This is a genomic window from Pristimantibacillus sp. PTI5 (assembly GCF_048572955.1).
Lineage (GTDB): Bacteria > Bacillota > Bacilli > Paenibacillales > Paenibacillaceae > Pristimantibacillus.
On the sequence record NZ_CP183886.1, the window covers coordinates 5,773,477 to 5,791,660 of the forward strand.

Annotated in this window: 20 protein-coding genes; 16 read left to right on the forward strand and 4 right to left on the reverse strand. The window is 46.1% G+C overall.

The window, feature by feature from the left end:
- The first annotated feature begins 101 nt into the window (after positions 1 to 101).
- Both ACN6MW_RS25455 and ACN6MW_RS25460 read left to right on the forward strand, forming a co-directional pair.
- Entirely contained in the window at positions 102 to 1,994 is a 1,893-nt protein-coding gene (locus ACN6MW_RS25455; protein WP_419872651.1) for a beta-L-arabinofuranosidase domain-containing protein, read from the forward strand.
- A gap of 215 nt (positions 1,995 to 2,209) precedes the next feature.
- Positions 2,210 to 3,457, forward strand: a complete 1,248-nt coding sequence (locus tag ACN6MW_RS25460; RefSeq protein WP_419872652.1) for an MFS transporter — start codon at positions 2,210 to 2,212, stop codon at positions 3,455 to 3,457.
- A 62-nt stretch (positions 3,458 to 3,519) separates the two neighbouring features.
- Here ACN6MW_RS25460 and ACN6MW_RS25465 read toward each other — a convergent pair whose 3' ends face one another.
- Positions 3,520 to 4,560, reverse strand: a complete 1,041-nt coding sequence (locus tag ACN6MW_RS25465; RefSeq protein ID WP_419872653.1) for an ROK family protein — start codon at positions 4,558 to 4,560, stop codon at positions 3,520 to 3,522.
- A gap of 303 nt (positions 4,561 to 4,863) precedes the next feature.
- Between ACN6MW_RS25465 and ACN6MW_RS25470 the strand changes: the two genes are divergently transcribed.
- From ACN6MW_RS25470 to ACN6MW_RS25490, 5 genes are all read left to right on the forward strand, one after another.
- The gene (locus ACN6MW_RS25470; RefSeq protein WP_419872654.1) at positions 4,864 to 5,634 is read left to right on the forward strand and encodes a DeoR/GlpR family DNA-binding transcription regulator; all 771 of its coding nucleotides are present in this window, start codon (positions 4,864 to 4,866) and stop codon (positions 5,632 to 5,634) included.
- 121 nt (positions 5,635 to 5,755) lie between these two features.
- On the forward strand, positions 5,756 to 6,556 hold the full coding sequence (locus ACN6MW_RS25475) for an HAD-IIA family hydrolase (RefSeq protein ID WP_419876444.1): 801 nt from the start codon (positions 5,756 to 5,758) through the stop codon (positions 6,554 to 6,556).
- On the forward strand, positions 6,553 to 7,719 hold the full coding sequence (locus ACN6MW_RS25480) for a sn-glycerol-1-phosphate dehydrogenase (RefSeq protein WP_419872655.1): 1,167 nt from the start codon (positions 6,553 to 6,555) through the stop codon (positions 7,717 to 7,719). Before ACN6MW_RS25475 ends, ACN6MW_RS25480 begins: the two co-directional genes overlap by 4 nt.
- Before the next feature lie 139 nt (positions 7,720 to 7,858).
- Positions 7,859 to 8,044 carry a hypothetical protein gene (locus tag ACN6MW_RS25485; RefSeq protein ID WP_419872656.1) on the forward strand — a complete coding sequence of 62 codons (186 nt, stop codon included), beginning with the start codon at positions 7,859 to 7,861 and terminating at the stop codon, positions 8,042 to 8,044.
- A gap of 131 nt (positions 8,045 to 8,175) precedes the next feature.
- Positions 8,176 to 8,454 carry a DUF2277 domain-containing protein gene (locus tag ACN6MW_RS25490; RefSeq protein ID WP_419872657.1) on the forward strand — a complete coding sequence of 93 codons (279 nt, stop codon included), beginning with the start codon at positions 8,176 to 8,178 and terminating at the stop codon, positions 8,452 to 8,454.
- A 21-nt stretch (positions 8,455 to 8,475) separates the two neighbouring features.
- On the opposite strand, the gene ACN6MW_RS25495 is transcribed toward ACN6MW_RS25490, so the two are convergent.
- The 3 genes from ACN6MW_RS25495 to ACN6MW_RS25505 form a co-directional block, all read right to left on the reverse strand.
- Positions 8,476 to 9,351 carry an arylamine N-acetyltransferase family protein gene (locus ACN6MW_RS25495; RefSeq protein WP_419872658.1) on the reverse strand — a complete coding sequence of 292 codons (876 nt, stop codon included), beginning with the start codon at positions 9,349 to 9,351 and terminating at the stop codon, positions 8,476 to 8,478.
- Positions 9,352 to 9,525: 174 nt separating this feature from the next.
- On the reverse strand, positions 9,526 to 9,915 hold the full coding sequence (locus ACN6MW_RS25500; protein WP_419872659.1) for a DUF2935 domain-containing protein: 390 nt from the start codon (positions 9,913 to 9,915) through the stop codon (positions 9,526 to 9,528).
- 229 nt (positions 9,916 to 10,144) lie between these two features.
- Positions 10,145 to 11,467, reverse strand: a complete 1,323-nt coding sequence (locus ACN6MW_RS25505) for an amino acid permease (RefSeq protein WP_419876445.1) — start codon at positions 11,465 to 11,467, stop codon at positions 10,145 to 10,147.
- A gap of 230 nt (positions 11,468 to 11,697) precedes the next feature.
- Here ACN6MW_RS25505 and ACN6MW_RS25510 point away from each other — a divergent pair, with 230 nt between their 5' ends.
- From ACN6MW_RS25510 to ACN6MW_RS25550, 9 genes are all read left to right on the forward strand, one after another.
- A complete protein-coding gene (locus ACN6MW_RS25510) occupies positions 11,698 to 12,327 on the forward strand; it encodes a LysE family translocator (protein ID WP_419872660.1) in 630 nt (209 codons plus the stop codon).
- Between the two features lie 91 nt (positions 12,328 to 12,418).
- A complete protein-coding gene (locus tag ACN6MW_RS25515) occupies positions 12,419 to 12,643 on the forward strand; it encodes a spore coat associated protein CotJA (protein WP_419872661.1) in 225 nt (74 codons plus the stop codon).
- Between the two features lie 2 nt (positions 12,644 to 12,645).
- Positions 12,646 to 12,909, forward strand: a complete 264-nt coding sequence (locus ACN6MW_RS25520) for a spore coat protein CotJB (RefSeq protein ID WP_419872662.1) — start codon at positions 12,646 to 12,648, stop codon at positions 12,907 to 12,909.
- Positions 12,910 to 12,952: 43 nt separating this feature from the next.
- Positions 12,953 to 13,522: a manganese catalase family protein gene (locus ACN6MW_RS25525; protein ID WP_419872663.1), complete on the forward strand. Its 570-nt coding sequence runs from the start codon at positions 12,953 to 12,955 to the stop codon at positions 13,520 to 13,522.
- 189 nt (positions 13,523 to 13,711) lie between these two features.
- Positions 13,712 to 14,716, forward strand: coding sequence for an ROK family protein (locus ACN6MW_RS25530; protein ID WP_419872664.1), 1,005 nt, complete (start codon positions 13,712 to 13,714; stop codon positions 14,714 to 14,716).
- A 75-nt stretch (positions 14,717 to 14,791) separates the two neighbouring features.
- Positions 14,792 to 16,000 (forward strand): MFS transporter, encoded by a 1,209-nt coding sequence (locus ACN6MW_RS25535; protein ID WP_419872665.1) that lies wholly within the window; start codon positions 14,792 to 14,794, stop codon positions 15,998 to 16,000.
- A 20-nt stretch (positions 16,001 to 16,020) separates the two neighbouring features.
- Positions 16,021 to 16,428: a response regulator gene (locus ACN6MW_RS25540; protein WP_419872666.1), complete on the forward strand. Its 408-nt coding sequence runs from the start codon at positions 16,021 to 16,023 to the stop codon at positions 16,426 to 16,428.
- Positions 16,429 to 16,546: 118 nt separating this feature from the next.
- A complete protein-coding gene (locus ACN6MW_RS25545; protein WP_419872667.1) occupies positions 16,547 to 17,026 on the forward strand; it encodes a DinB family protein in 480 nt (159 codons plus the stop codon).
- Positions 17,027 to 17,303: 277 nt separating this feature from the next.
- On the forward strand, positions 17,304 to 18,173 hold the full coding sequence (locus tag ACN6MW_RS25550; protein ID WP_419872668.1) for a sugar phosphate isomerase/epimerase family protein: 870 nt from the start codon (positions 17,304 to 17,306) through the stop codon (positions 18,171 to 18,173).
- The last annotated feature ends 11 nt before the right edge of the window (positions 18,174 to 18,184 follow it).

Consider the following 18,184-nt stretch of genomic DNA (forward strand, 5'->3'; position numbering starts at 1 on the left):
ACCTAAAAAAAAGATATGAAACCTGTGGATTCGTGCATTTTTCTTTGTATCTATAGATTATATGATAATCTCACCGAACAAAAAAAGGGAGGTTTATCATAATGACGCACATGAAATTTCATGAGTTCGCAGCTGGCGGCATTCAGCTTGCCCCAGGCCCGCTGAAGGAACGATTTCAATTAAACAAAAAATATGTCATGAGCTTGACCAACGAGAATCTTCTCCGGAATTTTTATTTGGAAGCGGGATTATGGAGCTATAGCGGAAACGGCGGAACGACCAGCGCTACAACAACGAGCATGGATGGTCCAGAAAATTGGCATTGGGGATGGGAGTCGCCAACCTGTGAGCTGCGCGGCCATATGATGGGACATTGGTTATCTGCTGCTGCCCGTATTTACAAGCAAACGGACGATAATCTCGTGAAGGCCAAAGCCGATTTTATCGTCTCTGAGCTGGCAAAGTGCCAGGAAGCCATCGGGACCGGTTTTTTGGCCGCTTTTCCGGAAACCTATATGCACCGGATCGTGAGCGGCAAATGGGTGTGGGCGCCGCATTATACGGTTCATAAGCTGTTAATGGGCCTCCATGAAATGCATGTGCTGGCCGGAAATGAGCAAGCGCTTAGGATGATGGCTGCTTTAGCGGATTGGTTCCACCGCTGGACAGATTCATTTGACCGCCAGCAAATGGATGATCTGCTTGATTTGGAAACCGGTGGAATGCTGGAGACTTGGGCGGAGCTGTACGCCTTGACGAAGGAGACGAAGCATCGGGATTTGATCGATCGTTACGATCGGCGGCGATTCTTTGATGCGCTTCTAGAGGGACAGGATGTATTGACGAATAAACATGCCAATACGCAGATTCCGGAAATTTTAGGCGCTGCGAAGGCATGGGAGGCAACAGGAGAAATACGTTACCGTCATATTGTCGAGGCGTTCTGGAAGTGCGCGGTAGAGGATCGTGGTTATCTAGCCACAGGTGCCGGAGACGATGCCGAGCTTTGGATGCCGGGAACGGATATGACACGGATGGGTGCCGGGCAGGAGCACTGCGTGAATTATAACATGATGCGGTTGGCGCATGTGTTGCTGCGCTGGACAGGCAATCCGATTTACGCTGATTATTGGGAACGAAGATTCGTTAATGGCGTTCTCGCGCACCAACACGGGGAAACGGGGATGATTGCGTATTTTCTCGGAATCGGTGCGGGAAGCCAAAAGAAATGGGGTTCTGCCACGCAGCATTTCTGGTGCTGTCACGGTACGCTGGTGCAAGCGAATGCTGCTTACCAGGAGCAAATATTTCTGCAAGACGAACAGGGTATTGCGATTATGCAATGGCTGCCCTCCACGCTGTCGGCGGTCGTAGATGATGCCATCATTCGTTTATCGATCAGGCAGGACGGGCAAAACGGGCTGTATCCTCTTCAGGCATGGAATGTAGAGGGGATGACAGCAATCACGAAAGTCGATGTGCCGCCTATGCCGGTGCACCGGCCGAATAGCTTCATCTATGAAGTCAAGCTTTCGCTTGCTTCCCGTAAGCCTTTCTGTTTGAAGCTGCGATTGCCTTGGTGGGTGCATGGCAATACATTGATTTCAATCAACGGCGTGCAGCAGCAAGGGAATTGGCAGCCGTCATCGTATGCGGAATTGCACAGGGAATGGGCGGAGGGGGATATTGTACGCATAGAGCTGCCGAAGACATTAACGGCTGAACTGCTTCCGGGCGAGACGGAGATGTACGCATTTATGGACGGGCCAATTGTCTTGGCGGGTCTGGTGGAGGAGGAGAGACGACTTGTCGGCAAAAAGGATCAGCTAGATTCATTACTTGTTCCGGATCGGGAACGTAACCACAGCTGGTGGAATCCAGGTTATTATCGTACCAAAGGGCAGGATCGCGGCTTTCGATTCATTCCGTTGTATGAAATAAAGGATGAGACTTACAGCGTATATTTTCCGATCGAGCCGCGCGAGGGGGAGTAATCTTCTTGGCGGTGGATTCGCATGGATCAGCCCTGTCCTTTAAATGAACCGTTTTAAAGAAAAGGCTACGCGCAGCGTGGCTTTTTTCATGCCGGAAAACGAGAATTTTTCATTGTGTTTCCGTGCTGCCTATGATAAGCTCTGAAAGAAATTAAAGGTCTTTAATAAGTTCGGTATGTTCGAAACATGCGAGAAAAACGAAGGGATTTTTAACGATGAATAAACAAATGCAAGTACGCCAGAAGATTAACAAATCGTATGCCATGCAGTTGGCAACCATTTTTTTGGGATTTATTATTTTTGGCATTTCAGAAAATATTAAAGGGCCGGCGATTCCGCGCATTCAATTTGATTTCATGCTGGATGAGATGCAGCTTGGAACGCTATTGTCGCTTAATGCGCTTGGGTATTTGATTGCTTGCTCCTTTACGGCGATTTTAACGCACAAGCTGGGTATCAAAGCCGTGAGCATTATGGCTTTCGGGTCGATGCTGCTATCGGGAATTTTTATTTATTTCTCCCACAGCTATCCCGTTTTTTCTTCTTCATATTTCCTCATGTATATCGGCAACGGAATGCTGGAAATTGCTTTGGCCATTCTCGGCGCGCGCATTTTTGTGAGGAACACCGGCACGATGATGAACTTATCCCATTTCTTTTACGGGCTTAGCTCGACTGTCGCTCCCATGGTTGCTTCCGGATTAATGACAGTAAGTTTGTTCGGGCATGCGGTCGATTGGCGTGAGATGTATCTGATCATGCTGTGCCTGTCTGTACTGCCGATGATCCCGGCTTTTTTAAGTAAATTTCCGGGCGATGATTTATCCAGCGAAGATCGGATTCCTCTGAAAAGCTTAGTGCGTGATCCGGCTTTATGGCTTTTGGTGCTTATCCTTTCGTTTGGCGTCGTATCGGAATTGGCCGTAGGCGGTTGGCTGGTCAATTTTCTGGAAAAAGCTTATAAGTGGGACAGCGTGTCCGCATCCGGCATGCTCTCCGTATTTTTTCTTTGCTTCTCGGCAGCCAGGCTTTTACTTGGTCCGGTGACGGACAAAATCGGATTTAATCTTTCACTCATTATTTTCTCAGCTTTCTCGGCCGTATGTACTTTTATTGCCGTATTAGGCGGTGAATCATTGGCCTTTATGTTCGCTGCGGCAGGCATTGGCATAGCGCCGATCTATCCCACCGTCATGGCTTTTATTGCCAAAAGATACCCGCGCGGAAGCGATACCGCAATTACGTTTACCGTTACTCTGATGGGGATCGGCAGCGTCATCGGCAATTATGCGATCGGCGCGATCACCAAAGGGATTAGAAACAGCTATGGCGCAGGAACGGAGCTGGGTTTGCTGAGGGGGCTTCAAGCCGGTTATGGATTTATAGGTTTATGCGCTTTGATTTGTGCGGTATCGGGCTGTTTCTTGTACCGATATTTGAAGGTGCGCAAAGAGCTGATTTAAAGTCGGCAGGCATAGGTGAAAAAGAGCAGCCCATCCTGATAAAAAGGAAGGGCTGTTGTAATTTAAAAGCCTGCCATCATGCGATGGAGCGCAAGACGCTGCAGTCCATGCAGGTAATCTTCTTTCCAATCGCTTATGACAAGCTCCGGAATATGGGTATCCGGGACGTATTTTGCACAATGTACCGCGATCTTATCGGCATCGGCTCTGCTAATATCTTCTTTGCAAAAGATAACGGCATGCGGGTTAATGATAGATACTAATGCTGCGACTAATCGGCTCATCGCATCGATCATATCGTCTCCAAGCTCATTTGATATGCCAAGCTCCTGCTGCGCTTGGCGCGATTTTCTGACAGCTTCCAGAAAATTGTACCGATCATATTGCGGCACGAAAGAAACCTCGCCCGAAAAAAACGTGCTCCCCCTAATGACATCGCCATTAATCAATATGCCGGCTCCCGGGCCGTTTTTCCCTAAATAGAGGTAGGCCAACGTCTGGTCATCCGCTCTTCCGCTCAAGTCGTGGTACCCTAATACGGCTGCATTCATATCATTTTCAACGACAACCTGCAGGTTGAAGCGTTCCTCGCAGCAGGCTTTCGGATCAAATTGCGAAAATTTATCATAAGCAGGTATGAAAAATATCGTTCCGTCTTTCACAGATCCAGGTACGCCTATGGCTGCGGATTGAATGGTTGGATAACGGCTGACGACCGTCTGCAGCTGCGCGGTGAACGCCTCTGGACCCTCCTCTAAAACGCTGGGCAGATTCAGGGTATCGACGGCTTCCCCCCTATAATTGATGACGGAATATACCGTTTCATCTTTTTCCAGGTAAACGCCTAAACCATAGCGATGTTCAGCATTCAATGCGTACCTTACCGGTCTTCTTCCGCCGCTTGAATCATCGATTCCGGCCATAACGGCTTCGCCGCTTTGTTCCATCTGCTCTAACGCCTTGCTAATGGTTGGGAAGCTGATATCCGTCCGTTGGCTGATCTCTGCTTTTGTTGCATGACTAAGCTCTAACAGCGTTAAGCGGATTTGGCTGTGAATGGCCTGATTCATTCGTTTTGGTGTTATAAACGGCTTTTTTATCACATTCACCACCAAGTCAAATTAATATCCTAAATTGTACAGCATTTTATAGGAAATAAATAATGGGCTCTTGTCGCAACGCAACGGGACATGTCGCATTTTTGCTATTATCCAATTTCGACATATTTCTTCAGATTACCTTCTTATCGGGAAGCGCGTCCTTATTGCGGGTTATCGCATTCTTGTTGTTGCGCTTGCGGTTTTGTGTCAGAATAAATGTTATATAGCAGCATGTATTTATTTTTGTTTTCGTTTATTGACGGTTTTCGCTGCTTCTATGTCATGAATCAAAAAGGTGGAGATAGAATGTTTGCTTCGCAAAGAAGAGAGAAGATCGTAGAGTGTCTACATCAAAAAGGGCAGGTTGTCGTGAAGGAGCTGGCTAAGGAAATGAACGTATCGGAGGGAACGCTCCGTACCGATCTTCGTTTGCTTGAGGATGAAGGCATTATTGAACGGACCCATGGCGGCGCCGTTCTGGTGAATAAGAAAGCGGTGCATCGGGGGGACTCCTTCTTCACGCGCAGCGAGTTAAACTATCCGGAGAAGAGAGCGATCGGGATGCAGGCGGCCCGGCTCGTGTCCAAAGGACAGTGTATTCTTTTGGACGCAAGCTCAACCGTGCTGGAACTCGCTAAGGCGCTTGCGGACTGCGATTATTTAACGGTAGTAACCAATGGGCTCGATGCCGCGATGATCTTGAATCAGAACCCTAGAATCAACGTCATCCTGATCGGCGGCGTTCTGCGGTCGGGCTCAAGAACGGTAGAGGGCGTACTAGGTAAAAATGTGCTGGATGGCATCCATGCCGACTTGTTTTTTACTTCGGCAGAAGGCGTCAGCATCGAAGAGGGCATGACAGACTTTAGCTTATATGAAGCAGAGTTGAAAAAACGGATGACCGCCAATGCGAGAAAAACCATCGCGCTGGCTGACCACACGAAGCTTGGCAGACGTTCGATCGCGACGTCCGTTGAAATGGCTCAACTGCATACTCTAATTACGGATGCGAAAGCGGATAAATCGTATTTAGAGAAAATCAAGGGCGTTGAAGTAATGATAGCCTTCAATAAATGACAGGAAATGAGCCGTCATATGACCGCATTTCAAAACGCCGGCAAAAGCATTCAATCGTTGACATATGAAGACAAATGAAAGGAAAATAGAGGAGGGATGAACAGGGGGGATTTGCTTGAGACTGGACGGTATCGAAGGTTTTATCATTGATTTAGACGGGACTGTTTATAGGGGCAGCCAGGCTGTCGAAGGAGCGCTGGAAGCCATCGCCAGCCTAAGGAAGCAGGGGAAAAGAGTTGTGTTTCTGAGCAATCGAGGAAATATTTCTCGGGTGATGTGTCAAGAAAAGCTGCTGGGTATGGGGATCATAGCGGTAGCGGAAGAGATCCTATTGTCTTCAAGCGTAACCGCGGGGTATTTGAAGATGAACGATCCGCAGGCAAAGGTTTGGACGCTTGGCGACACTGGATTAAGAGAGGAACTGCTGTCTTGGGACATCACCTTGGCAAATATCCCGGAGGAAGCCGATAAACTGGTCATTACCTTGCATGAAAATTTGACCTACAAAGAACTCAACCTGGCTTTCCGGGCAGTTCGCGGCGGGGCGGAGATTATAGCGACCAATGCGGATAAATCCTTTCCGGGTGAAGAAGGAGAGTCGATTGACGTCGCCGGGATGATTGGAGCTATAGTCTCGGCAACGGGAAAAGAAGTGAAAACCGTCATTGGCAAGCCTTCGCCGGTCATGGCGGAAGCTGCGCTCCGTACGCTTGGGCTTCCGCCTGAGAGCTGTATCGTTATTGGCGACAGCTTGCCATCGGATATTGCTCTAGGGAAACGGGCAGGAATGAAAACAGCTCTCGTTCTAAGCGGCTCAACGAGCCGACAGGATGCGGAATTAGCGAAGGAGCGGCCGGATGCAATATGGGATTCGATTGCAGAACTGGCTTCCTTATTAGAACCGAAGGAGGAGCTTGTATGAATGAAGGGTTAGCCGCAATTAGAAAAGAAGCAGCAAAGGAAAAGGGAATGGATCTCCGGGTGCTCGATATGGGTCCCGTTGTATTGGAAGCGGGGGCTGTCGAGCAGATTACGCCTTATCTCGAAGCGTGCAGGTATACGAAAGTGATCATCGTTGCGGATGAGACGACTTTTTTAATTGCAGGGCAGTCACTTGAGGCAGCGATTGCCAATGCCGGCATTGCTGTACATGTCACCTTGATATTACCCAATCCGCAAGGGGATGTCATTGCCGACGAGGCATCATTGGTGCAATGCATATTGGAAATAAAGTCGCAGTCTGCCGAAGTGGTTGTTGCCGTCGGCTCGGGGACGCTGCATGACATCGCCCGCTTTTCCGCTTACGCAACGAGCGTGCCCTTTGTATCGGTACCCACGGCGCCTTCTGTGGACGGCTTCAACTCCAAGGGGGCTCCGGTTATCCTTCGCGGAGAGAAGAAAACGATTCAATCGATCGGCCCGTCAGCGATTTTCGCGGATTTGAATATTTTGGCGCTTGCACCCCCAGCGCTTGTTGCTGCCGGATTTGGCGATATGCTTGGTAAATTCACCTCGTTATTTGATTGGAAATTCGGCGCTATGACTGGCGGAGAGCCTTATTCGCAAGCTGTGGCGGATATAACCGAAAATGCCCTGCTCCAATGCGTAGAGCAAGTCGACGCGATTGCAAAACGGACGCCGGATGGCATTAGAATCCTGACTAATGCATTGCTCACATCCGGCTTCGCCATGCTTTTATTCGGCCAATCCCATTCTGCATCCGGTGCCGAGCATCATCTCTCGCATTACTGGGAAATGGAGTTTCTGCGCCAGGAAAGAAGACAAATTTTGCATGGCGCTAAAGTAGGCGTTGCTTGCGCGGAAATTTCCGCCCTCTACCACCGGTTAACCAATGAACCGCTGCCTTTCTTAAAGGCTGAACAGCAAGAAGCAGCACGGCAGCTTATTGGTCAGGTTCCTAATAAAGCGGCGATCCGTCAATTATTGGCAGTTGTAGGCGGGCCGTCGGAGCCAAGGGACTTAGGCATAGATGAAGCGCTGCTAGAGAGAAGCTTGCGGGAAGCTCATCATATTAGGCCAAACCGCTATACGCTGCTGCGTGCGTATAATGAAGGCAGCTTGTAACGCGAGCAAAAAATAGGCTTATCCTATGTCCTTAGGACATGCGGATAAGCCTATTTTCTTATTTCGTCCAAAGACAAACCATTTGCAATGTTTTACAATATCGTTATAGCTGCATACCCATAAAAGGAGCTGTTCGCAAATGAAAGGAATTCATAATCCCATCGTGCCAGGCTGGTACGCTGATCCCGAAGCAAGAACCTATGAAGGAAAGCACTGGATTTATGCGACTCGTTCTTATACGGAGTATACGAAGCAAATGAATTTGGATGCGTTCAGCTCCAGTGATTTGATTCATTGGGAGAAGCATGAAGGTATACCATCGTAGAATCATTGGGGACAAGGAAGCAGGAAACCGAATGCTGTGCATAGACCGAATGAGCACGCAAGCGATTGCTTCGCTTCTGGAATGGTACTATAATTTTTCTTAGGCAATCGTCGACTGAAAGGGAGAGAGCTATGTGCAGAAATATTAAAACCTTATTTAATTTCGAGCCTCCGGCTACGGAAGGGGAAGTGGAAGCAGCTTCTCTGCAATTCGTAAGAAAACTATCCGGGTTTAACTCGCCCTCGAAAGCGAATGAAGAGGCGTTTCATCTGGCTGTGCAGGAAGTAGCCGCGGCTGCGCAGAAATTGTTAGACGCCTTGGTAACGAATGCCGAGCCGCGAGACCGTGAGATCGAGATTGAGCGTGCCCGTATAAGAAATGCCAAGAGATTCGGTACGGCTGAATCTTGATCATAGAATGAGAAATGAACCTCAGGTTGCACTGAGGTTCATTTTTTTCCACTCCAAATGAGCTCGCCAGACCCTCTTCCAAAGCTCATCCCGCTCTAAGCTGCTGTAGTTAACGAGCTTTTCTCCGAAAATATCCGCTAGCACCTCAAGCCATTGGGACTGAATTTGGATTTCTGCTTTCACAATGCCGCTTTTCACGCGTTTCTTCCAAACACAACCTCTAAGCTCATGTCCTTCTGTTTCATTTCGATTCCGAATTAAAAAAACATCATGCCATGGGGATGCCGTTGAACGGCTGTAATGCTCATGCTTAGGAATGAATTCATCGATATTTAACACTACGGCAGGGTCAAAATCTACGCCGACAAAGGAAGCGAGGGAGTCATGCTCGATGCGCCAGCCGTTAGATGCCACGCTGGATCCCGTTACTTTATAGAGATATGGAGCTTGCGGATAGGTTCCGAATTGAAGCGGCAAAGGCTCAAAGGGGAGATCGCCGAGGCCGGCATCAATGATCCATGTTTCATCTTCAAACTGTTCATTCATCAAGCTAACCGTTAATCCCAGATGAAAGGAGTTAATACAAGGCTCAGAGCCTATTGGCTGAACGCCCGCTCGATGCATAGAAACCTTATAGCCGAGTGATTGGAGCAGGAGGCTGAAAGCTCCGTTAAGGTGAAAGCAGTATCCGCTTCTGCCGTTTAATATGAGTTGTACGGATTGTTCCCTATCTATAGCTGCAGGTTTGCGGCCGAAAATATCGAGAGTTTGCCAAGCTAGATTTTTTACATGGGCTCTGTGCAGCTCAAATAAATAGTATTTCGTCGGAGCTTCGACGTCTGTGACACCGATTCTGTTTAAATAAGCTTTTATTTCCGCTTTCGTTAATGGATTCATCCACTCTCACCTCTGCTATTCAAAATCATTGCCGAAGCTGCTGCTTCATGCGTCTTGAATAACATCGTAAGCTTGAACGGTCCGGCAAGCAATATAGAATTGGATCAACTGTACGGGTACAATTGATCTTTTATGGAAGAAATATGATGACAAGCATTCGTTCATAGCGATTAGCTATTGTATTCTTGGTTTTGCTGGATCACATGTGGGGAAAGGAACGGCACCGCATTCTGCTAATTTTAATAAGTAGTAGCACTCTTCGCGAAACATATGGTCAGGCATGAGAGGATTTATTCGGCTTAGCAATTCGGCGCTTAATTCGAGCTCTTCAATTTCGTTTAAGAACATCATAAAGACGGACATTTCCATATTGACGTCGATATGAAATCTTGCCAGAGAGGGATAGTGTTCTCGCATCGTCCTCATATATCCGGTTAGTTCAATTGCTTTTAAATAAAATTCGTTAAAATGTTGTTCGAATCGTTTACTCTTTTGGATTAATCTTTTTTCCACGCCATCGAGATCCATAGCAATCGCCGAAGCATGCCCGGCTGCATCAGGCAACCATAACAAATCATGGTGCAAGGATGAAAAATGGGGTACGGGTTTTCCTTCATATAATGCATTCAGTATTTTGATATATTCTTCAAGCTCATTGATATAGGGCTTGATCTTCCATTAATTTTCCTCCTTTAAATGCACCCATAAGACCAAACATATGATTCAAAACAAGCGAATATGAAAAAGGCCCCTAGAGGTTAGGAGCCTTTCCGTGAAATTCGATTAATTGCTTTTAACTCCTAGTCCGTTCTTTAGGAATCATTCTATCCGGTTTGTCTTTCTTCCATTTCCTATTCATGATCCATGTTACGCAAAAAATCAATGCAAGAAAGCTTAGGCTGATAAAGAAACCAGGCCGGCTTTTATGGTGAAATAACGTGCCAATGACTGCTAAGAGTACAAGACTTATGCCGGTCCAGCATTTTATTCGGCCCCAAACCGTTTGGGTTAATAATTTATTGGATGTGACCAGAATGAACATCCAATTGTACAGCAGCATTAAGCCGGCAGCCGTCGTCATGTACTCATAGATTTTATCGGGCATTAACAATGCCAAGAGAATCGAACCGAATGAAGCCAAAGTGGTCATGCCAATCGCATAATAAGGCGTCTTTTTTTTGTTTTTGCCGAGCATGGCGAATATGGGCGGCGCATCTTTATTTTTCGCAAGCGTGACTAATATGGTTGTAACGGCAAAAAGGGAAGCAATCATGGTCGAGAAGCCGGCGATGATAAATACCGCATTGAATAAATGAGGTACAAAAGCTATGCCATACCCTTTTAGAGAGAAAACAAACGGGCTTTCAATGGCGCTGATCGCATGCCAGGGCGTCAAGCTTAGCGCAAGCAATAGAGATGCCATGTATAAAAACGCCAGCAGGCCGATCATAAGTCTGCCTGCTTTTGGCGCTTCCTTAGCATTTTTAAGTCGTAATGCCATAAGTCCCATGATTTCAATCCCGCCAAACGAATAGAACGCATAGATCAAACACGACCAAGCCCCTCGCAATCCCGTAGGGAAAATAGGAACAGGCCATTTGGGCGCATACTTGCCATCTCCGAACCATCCGATAAGCGCGCTTATTGCAATCAACAGAAAAGCGACAATAGCGGCTAACTTTAGAACGGCAAACAAATGCTCTGCGCGTTCGAAACCTTTTGTTCCGATTAAAATAACCCCGATACCAAATACGCCGTATACGGCTGCAAAAATCCAAATGGGAACACCCGGAAACCATAAACGGGTAAAGAGAGATAAGGCTGCCATTTGGCTCCCCATGATTAACAGCTCAGAGGAAAGATAAACCCAACCGCTGCTGAAACCGGCCCATCGCCCAAAGGCTTCAGCGGCGTATGCGCAAAAAGATCCCTCTTTTGGATCCGAGGCGGTCATGCGCGCTAAAAGATCAAAAACGACAAAAGTGCCGATGGCGGCAATAATAAAGGCAGGTATGATTGCAGGTCCGCCTATGCTTATTCCAACGCCCGTTCCCAAAAAATAACCTGTACCAATCGTACATGCAACGCCCATTAAGGAAAGCTGCCACCATTGCATAGGTTTTTCTTTTGTTTTCAAGTTAAACCTCTCCCGCTATGTTCGTTAAAACCCATCTGACACTGGCTAGCTTATATTATCTCTAACCTTTATATTTATACATTTGTAATTTGATTTCCGAAATCACATGGACGAATAGCAAAAAATGCGACGCAACTGGAGGAGAGAGGAATGGCAAGCATGATTGAACAATAGAATAGTACAAGCTTATTTATAGGGAGTGTACAGGAATGAACCTATTGTTTGGTTATGTGTTTTTGGGTTTATCTTTATCTGCACCGATTGGGCCAATAAATGCTGCCCAATTAAATGCGGGAATTAGACGGGGGTTTTGGCATGCCTGGCTTCTGGGACTTGGCGCTTTGATTGCGGATATTATTTATATGCTTGTCGTCTTTATGGGGAGCGTCCATTTGGTTAAGATACCGTTCGTGCAAGTGTTTTTATGGTTATTCGGTAGTTTCATCCTGATTTACACGGGTATTGAAAGTCTGAAGAGCAGTCGAATTCCAGTATCGGAGTTTAGAAAGCAAAAAGAAGAAACCTATATGAAAGCTTTTTTGTCCGGCTTTTTATTGGCGCTGTCAAACCCAATGAGTATTTTGTTTTGGCTTGGCATTTATGGTTCCGTGCTTGCGGATACCGCCACTAAATATGATTTGAAACATTTAATTATTTATAGCTGCGCAATTATTTCCGGTATTTTAATTTGGGATGTAACCATGGCCGGAATAGCTAGCTATGCCCGAAAATGGTTAACTGACCGCGTGCTTAAATCCATCTCTATCTTATCAGGTTTATCCCTTGTCATTTTTGGCATACACTTTGGATATAAAGGAATTCAATTTTTATTCACCTAACAGTCTGTCTGTATTTGTTGCAGGAATTAAATACAAGTATTTATACATATGATGTTTTGAAGCATTTAACGAGGTGAGAGGAGACATCATCGTGAACGAACAGGTGCGATACTATAAGACCTTCGTTAGTCCGTTAGATCCATGTCCGCCGATTCGCATAAAAAGCTACAGCACGCCGCCGCAATTGTTTATCCCGTTCCAGCCGCCGAATCTTCCACAATTCACCCCCTTCGAAGCATTAAAATACGGTACCCTTTGGCCGCAGCTATATAGTCCTTACGAAACTAAAAACGTTAAAGCGGAAGAAGGTGATTAAAGGTGTCCATCGTATTGAATGAGGAATATTACAAGCTGCTGCATGAATTGCAGGCTGTTGATTTTGTATTAGTCGAGCTGAATTTATATTTGGATACGCATCCGATGGATTCGAATGCCATACAGCAATACAACCAATATGCGCAGCTCAGGCAGCAAATTGCCCACCGTTATGAGTCACAGTACGGGCCTTTGAGAAATTTCGGACAGAGTCTCTCCAGCACGCCGTGGTGTTGGAATGATGCGCCCTGGCCTTGGCAGGTTTAAATGGCACGGCTGGATAGCTCTTATTTTGGAGGAGGTGCCGTAGATGTGGGTATATGAGAAAAAGCTGCAATATCCGGTTCGCGTCAGCAAATGCGATCCTTTAATGGCTAAGTTTTTAATGGAACAATATGGGGGTGCCGATGGGGAGCTCGCAGCGGCGCTTCGTTATTTGAACCAGCGTTACTCGATTCCGGATAAAGTCATTGGATTGCTTACGGATATTGGCACAGAGGAGTTTGCGCATCTCGAGATGATCGCCACCATGATCTACAAGCTAACCAAGGACGCGACGCCGGAGCAGTTAAGGAAAGCGGGCTTAGGCGATCATTTTGTCGCTCATGACAGCGCCTTATTTTATCAGAATGCGTCCGGTGTGCCGTGGACGGCTGCCTATATCCAAGCGAAGGGCGATCCGATCGCGGATTTGTACGAGGACATCGCTGCGGAAGAGAAAGCGCGTGCGACTTATCAATGGCTGATCGATTTGACGGACGACGTGGACTTGCAGGACAGCTTAAAGTTCCTTCGGGAGCGGGAAATCGTGCATTCGCTGCGGTTCCGGGAAGCGGTCGAAATACTTAAGGAAAAGCGGGATGAAAAGATATTTTATTAATGATTCGCCTTTCTACAGTCATGTTTGACTGTGGGGAGGTTTTTTTATTTTCAATCCATTACGTGTGCAGCAAATGCGTTCACATCTTATCTCATTTTAATGACGCATCTTGACATCGATGGAGGATCGGGATATAAATAAAGTATGTTTATAAAGTGTATTTATTAAATGACTTTAATAAGGAGGGCCATGGTGGAAAAAGGCAATGCAAATTTAATGAAAGAAATAAACATGAATAATCTGCGTCGTGTGTTGAAGCAGGTAGGAATAGCAACAAAGCCCCAACTTGCTGCAATGACGGGGCTTAGCGTCGTAACCATCAACTCGCTTGTGAAAGAACTGCTAGATTTTGGAGAACTGTTAGAAGATAAATCAGTTCCCTCGAACGGAGGGAGACCGGCTTTAACTTATCGGTTCAATTATGATTTCAGTCTCGCGCTAGCTATACATTTGAATGAAAAACAAGGCAGCGACGTCATTTTCGCATCAGTGGTTAATTTACGCGAGGACATTTTAATGAGAGAAGAACATGTGATCCAAGTGTTCGATCTTCATCGTTTCTTAGAAATGATCGATCGTATTCTTTCCTTGTTCCCTTCCATTAAATCGATCGGCATCGGAATTCCCGGACAGGCCATAAATGACAAAATTGCAGTGACCAGCCATGAAGAGCTGCAAGGCATCAGCCTGTTGGCAGAGGTACAGTCCAAATTTAGTTTGCCTGTGATTTTGGAGAATGACGTGAATGCTGCCGTTAGCGGTTATTGCTTCAAAGAACAGTTAAGCGAGAATCAGATCGTATTAGGTGTTTATTTTCCCGAGAAATCTCCGCCGGGGTTAGGCATTTTTCTGGATGGAAAAATTGTAAAAGGGAAAAACGGCATGGCGGGAGAAATCAAATTTCTTCCCATGGATATCGACTGGAAAAAAAGGTTATCCACAGAAGAATTCATAGAGATCGTTTGTAAAGTTATGCAAACGCTCCATGCTGTACTTGCGCCGGATCAAATCGTGATTTATCGCGAAAATTTAGAAGAAAGCGCCTTGCTTCAGGCATGGGAAAATTTTATAGCAAAATATAACCTTCCATCGCTCCCTGAAATTAGCGTATCCCATACGTTTATCAAGGATTTCGAAGAGGGCATGAAATGGTTAGCCTTACAGGAGCTAAACCCGTCAGCTCTGAATTTCTAGTTAAGTGGCCTATAACGAAAAGGATCACTCTTGGATAGGCAGACAGAGTTATTTTACATTTAAAGGAGTTTACTTATGGCAACATGGTTTTTAATCATCATTTATCTTGCGTTTATCAGCTTAGGGATTCCTGACTCGCTGCTTGGCGCCGCATGGCCGGTCATGCATACTGAAATCGGGGCATCGTTCGAATCGGCGGGATTGCTATCCATGATTGTATCAGCCGGAACCATACTATCCAGCTTGTTCAGCGGCGCCATTATTGAGAAGTTCGGAACAGGCAAGGTGACTTTAATCAGCTGTATCTTGACGGCCGAGGCATTGCTGGGCTTTTCATTTTCTCCTTCATTGTTGTGGCTTCTGATTTTGGCCATCCCTCTCGGACTTGGAGGAGGAGCTGTCGATGCAGGGCTCAATAACTATGTAGCCATACACTATAAAGCCCATCATATGAGCTGGCTGCATTGTTTCTGGGGTGTAGGAGCGACCATGGGACCGCTGATTATGTCCTACTTTATTGCGAATCAAAACTCATGGAGACAGGGCTATCTGCAGGTCGCGATGATCCAATTTGGTCTCGTAATCGTCTTGCTTGCGACGCTTCCATTATGGAAACGAGTAGCCTCCCTAAAACAGTCTTCCGAATCAGCCGGAAAAGCCGAACCGCTCAGCCAAAACATGGTAACGCAAACCGAAACGATGAGGCATACCAATCTGCTCCGCATAAAAGGCGTTAAGCCGTCGCTCATTGCCTTTTTATTTTACTGCGGCGTTGAAGCAACGGTCGGTTTATGGGGGGCTAGCTACTTGGTCGGCTCGAAAAATATATCTGCAGAAACCGCTGCAAGTTGGATATCTTTGTACTACGGCGGAATTACGGTGGGAAGGCTCATAACCGGATTCATAACGCTTAAAATGAACAATCGCGTACTTATTCTGCTCGGCCAGCTCGTTGCGCTTACGGGCGGTCTTATACTATTGCTGCCATTGCCGGACATATTCACTCTCATTGGATTCATTCTTATCGGCTTAGGGCTTGCACCTATCTATCCGGGTCTGCTTCATGAAACGCCGGAACGGTTCGGAAAAGAAAACTCTGCTAAATTGATGGGCTATCAAATGGCAGTTGCCTACACAGGCACTACGCTGCTGCCCCCTCTTTTTGGTCTCATCGCTTCTTATGCAAGCATTTCGTTGTTCCCGGTATCCGCACTGGCCTTTATTCTTTTCATGCTGATCAGTTCAGAGAAAGTAAACCGAACATTGAAACAAAGGTCTTTATAGAAATATCCGAGGTGAATTTCATGATTAAAGTATTGATTGTGGATGGTGAAAGCAGGGCAAGAGATATCATTAAAACGTTTGTTCAATGGGAAAAGCTTGGAATGGAGCTAGTCGGGGAAGCAGGGGACGGACAAGATGCGCTTCGCCAAACGGAGGAGCTGCATCCGCATGTCGTTATTACAGATATACAGATGGCAGGCACATGCGGAGCTGGGCTGCTGCAAACCCTGTATGAACGCTATCCTCAAATAAGGACGATTGTCGTCAGCGCCTCTACTGATTATCATTACGCGGCGGAAGCACTTCGATACCGAGTTTTGGATTATTTGCTTAAGCCCGTCGATCGGATAGAGTTGAATACCGTGCTTTTAAACTGTAAGAGAATAATCCGTTCAAAGAATAGGATTGGCATAGAGAATATCACCTGAAAAGACTTTTCCATATCGTAAAAATGATTTACTTATGGAGTAAGTATTTGGTAAAATTTAGATGAAAAACAAAGGGAGTGAAAGTTAAAATAAATCATGGCTGAGGGAGCGGATTCGGATGTTTAAGACCAATATTATGAAACAATTTAATATGACTAGAGAAACCCTATTGAAATCGATTCGTGATATTTCAGAAACAGATGCCGATGTTATGCCTAACGGATTTAATAATACGATAAGATGGAATATAGGCCATATTCTTACTTCTGCTGATCGAAGCTTTGTCATTGCAAAATTAACGGCAAAACTTCCGCCCCATTACAAACCATTATTTTTAACCGGTACTACTCCGAAAAATTGGACAATTGAAGCTCCGTCCTTACAGGAATTATTATCACAGCTGGAAGAGCAAAAACAAGCGATGCAGGAAATTTTTTCGGATCGCTTAGACGAAAAGCTGGAAACCCCTCTTAAATTGTCCTTATATGAAGGTTATGAGCTTGATTCCATTGGTGAGGTGTTGAACTTTTTTGTTTTTCATGAGGCCATGCATCTAGGGTACATCAATGCATTGAAGCGTACCATACAAGGCAATTGAGTTAACGGAGCAGCAGGAAAAGGAGTTTTTTATAAAGGTTAACCTCCCCGATGCGAGCATAGTCGCGGGGAGGTTTTTTTGTGATGTCATTTTAAATAGAATGGCGCCTACAAAGTTCCTTAAGCTGAAAGCTGAAAAAAGAAAAAAAGTGCGGAAATTCAATAGAGGAATGACGGATACGTGAAAGTTAAAAAGGCTGTGTTCCTCTATCATATTAAATAAGAACGACAGCTCAAGAAGTGCAGAAAATTAAATGTTGACGGGGGTATGTATTCGAATGACGATCGCAACGGGCATTAATATTTTTTCTGTGTACAGGGAACTAGGCGAGGATTACTTTGGCACGCTGGAGAAGGTCGCCGATGCAGGGTACGTGAATATTGAACTTGTCGGATTTAACATGAAGACCTTTACGCGTTACATCGACGAGATTCCAATGGAATCGGCTAGGGATAAATTCAAAGAGCTTGGCCTGAAGGCGGTTTCTGTCCACGAGGGCACGGCCCCGGGGCAAGAACTGATTTCCCATGATTGGGATACCATTATGAAGTATTATGCAGGTCTCGAGTGCGAAAACATCGTACTCCCTTCCGTATGGATCAAAGACCGTGAGGACACGCTGCGTACCGCCGAACAGATGAACAGCGTCGGGAAGAAAATGAAAGAGGGCGGCTTTCAGTTTTATCTGCACAACCATGCCCATGAATTCAAAAAAATCGGCGATCAAACGCTGTTCGACCTTCTTTTGCAAAATACGGATCCATCCTATGTGAAATTCGAAATTGATCTGGCGTGGGTGATGCGCGCAGGCATAGATCCGATTGCCGTTCTGGAGAAGCTTGGAGATCGCTGCGATATCGTTCATCAGAAGGATTTAAGCAAAAATCTTGCGGGCCAGCTTAACATTATGGAAGCGATGCAGCAAGGCGGCGACGAGGCTCTTGAACCCTTTGAGGTCTACCGGAAATATATTGGGCCCGGTGATTTCGTTGATCTCGGAACGGGTATCTTTGATTTCGCCGCGGCCTACGAGCAGATCCGCGCAATGGGACATATCCGTTATGCGCTTGTCGAGAACGAGGGAGAGTCGGAAGACAAGATTGGCAGCATCCGCAATGATTTAATCGTGCTTCAGAAATATGTTTAGACCATAAGGAG